Below are 2,175 nucleotides of genomic sequence, written 5' to 3' on the forward strand. Positions count from 1 at the left end.
CCGACATGGCCGCTGGCGTGAACAGGCCAATGCCCGCCACGATGGTGCCGACCGAAGCCACCGTGAGGTAGGACACCAGCCGCGCCAGGCTGTGCGCGGCCAGCGCGCCCAGCACACCCATGGCAATCGTCACCAAGCCCAACGGCAGCAGCCAGGGTTCGGCCGCCAGGGCGGCATGCCCTGCGTCGTCGCCCAGAATCACCGCATGCACGCGGATGATGCTGTAGACGCCCACCTTGGTCATGATGGCAAACATGGCGGCCACCGGCGCGCTGGCCGCGGCGTAGGTGCCGGGCAGCCAGAGGTAGAGCGGCACAATCGCCGCCTTCAGGCCAAACACGACAAGCATCACCAGCGCGCCGGCCTTGAATAGCGCCGCCTCCTGTGGGCCGAGCTGGCCCACGCGCAGCGCCAGGTCGGCCATGTTGAGGGTGCCGGCAACGCCGTAAATAATGGCCAGACCTACCAGAAAAAGCGCAGATGCCACCAAATTGAGCACCACGTAATGCACACCAGCCTTGAAGCGCTCGCGCCCCTGGCCATGCACCAGCAGCACATACGACGCGATCAGCAGTACCTCAAAAAACACAAACAGGTTGAACAGGTCGCCGGTCACGAAGGCGCCCGACACGCCCATCAGCAAAAAGTGGAACATGGTGTGAAAGTGCCGGCCACGCGCATCCCAGCCGCCAGCGGCATACCAGAGCACCGGCACGGCAATGGTCCAGGTCAGCGCCAGCATCATGGCGCTCAGGCGGTCGATCACCAGCACAATGCCGAACGGTGCGGGCCAGCCGCCCAGCGGGTAGACCGTCAGCGTCCCCACGGCCGCCTCGGCCATCAGCCGCCAGGACAGCACCGCACCCAGCAGCACGCTGCCCAGGCTGAGCAGCCGCCGGCGCTGCAGCAGCTTGCTGCCGTGGTTGGCCTCGCCGCCGTCGTCGCCCATCAGCAGCAGCGCTGCCGCCGTGAACAGCGGCAGCAATACCGGCAGCACCGGCAGGTGGGTGGAAAAAATCGCGTCCAGGAACGCGCTCATGCTGCATCGTCCCTGGCTTTGCCGGTGCGGTGGCCGGGTTCGTGCCCGTCCACATGGTCGCTGCCGGTTTCATGGCGGCTGCGCAGCGCCAGTTCAATCACGAAGCCGGTGGTGGCAAAGCCGATCACGATGGCGGTCAGCACCAGCGCCTGCGGCAGCGGGTCGGCGACGCGCCCGGTGGCCGAGAGAATCGGGGCAGCATCCTGCCAGAGCCGTCCCATGGCGAATATGAACACGTTGACTGCGTAGCCCAGCAGGCTCAGGCCCAGCACTACGGGCCAGGTGCGTCCGCGCAGGATCAGGTAAATGCCGGTAGCGGTGACCAGGCCAATGCCGCTGGCCACCAGGAATTCCAGGCTCATGGTTGAACTCCTGTTGAGGGGATTGGCAACTTGGCAGCACCCGTTTCGCGGGTCACGGCCCCCAGGGTGGACAGCGTCAGCAGGGTAGCGCCGACCACGGTGATGTACACGCCCAAATCAAACAGCGCGGCGGTGGCCAGCGGCAACTCGCCCAGCAGCGGAACAAAAGGATGGCCGTTGGCACTGGTCAGGAAGGGCTGGCCGAACGCGAAGGCGCCGACGCCCGTCAGCCCCGCAATGCCCAGACCCATACCGATCCAGCGCACAAAGCGGCTGCCACCATCGGCCCGCAGCAGCGCCTCGGCGCGCGACTGGCCCATGGCCATGTACTGCAGCACCAGCGCCACGGCGGTGATCAGCCCGGCAATGAAGCCGCCGCCCGGCTGGTTGTGGCCGCGCATGAAGATGTAGAGCGTGACGACCAGCGCCAGCGGCAGCACCATGCGTGCCGCCACCCGCAGCATCAGCGGCTGGCTGGCAAAAGTCCAGGTTCGGCCGCCGCCGTCAGTAGCCGGGCGACGCGTGCGCATGCCGTCCATCAGCGCCAGCACGCCCACTGCTGCAATCGCCAGCACGGTGATTTCGCCAAAGGTGTCATAGCCCCGGAAGTCCACCAGGATCACGTTGACGACGTTGGTGCCGCCGCCTGCCACCGCCGAGTTATTCAGGAAATACCAGGCAATCGAGTCGTGGTCGCGCGTCAGCATGACCCAGGCCAGCCAGGCCAGGCCGCCGCCGCCGCCCAGCGCCAGCACCGCGTCGCGCAGCTTGCGC

The 2,175-nt window shown here is 67.0% G+C and carries 3 protein-coding genes; all 3 read right to left on the reverse strand.

Features of this window, described 5'->3' with window-relative positions; translation table 11 throughout:
* Positions 1-1,039: proton-conducting transporter membrane subunit (locus IV091_RS07560; protein WP_293467169.1), on the reverse strand; the 1,039-nt coding region annotated here is incomplete at its 3' end.
* A complete protein-coding gene (locus IV091_RS07565) occupies positions 1,036-1,401 on the reverse strand; it encodes a Na+/H+ antiporter subunit C (RefSeq protein ID WP_366806984.1) in 366 nt (121 codons plus the stop codon). The genes IV091_RS07560 and IV091_RS07565, both read right to left, overlap by 4 nt.
* A partial coding sequence (gene mbhE, locus IV091_RS07570; RefSeq protein WP_293467172.1) for a hydrogen gas-evolving membrane-bound hydrogenase subunit E occupies positions 1,398-2,175 on the reverse strand: 778 nt, incomplete at its 5' end. The genes mbhE and IV091_RS07565, both read right to left, overlap by 4 nt.

Source organism: Polaromonas sp. (assembly GCF_018780625.1).
Taxonomy (GTDB): domain Bacteria; phylum Pseudomonadota; class Gammaproteobacteria; order Burkholderiales; family Burkholderiaceae_C; genus Polaromonas.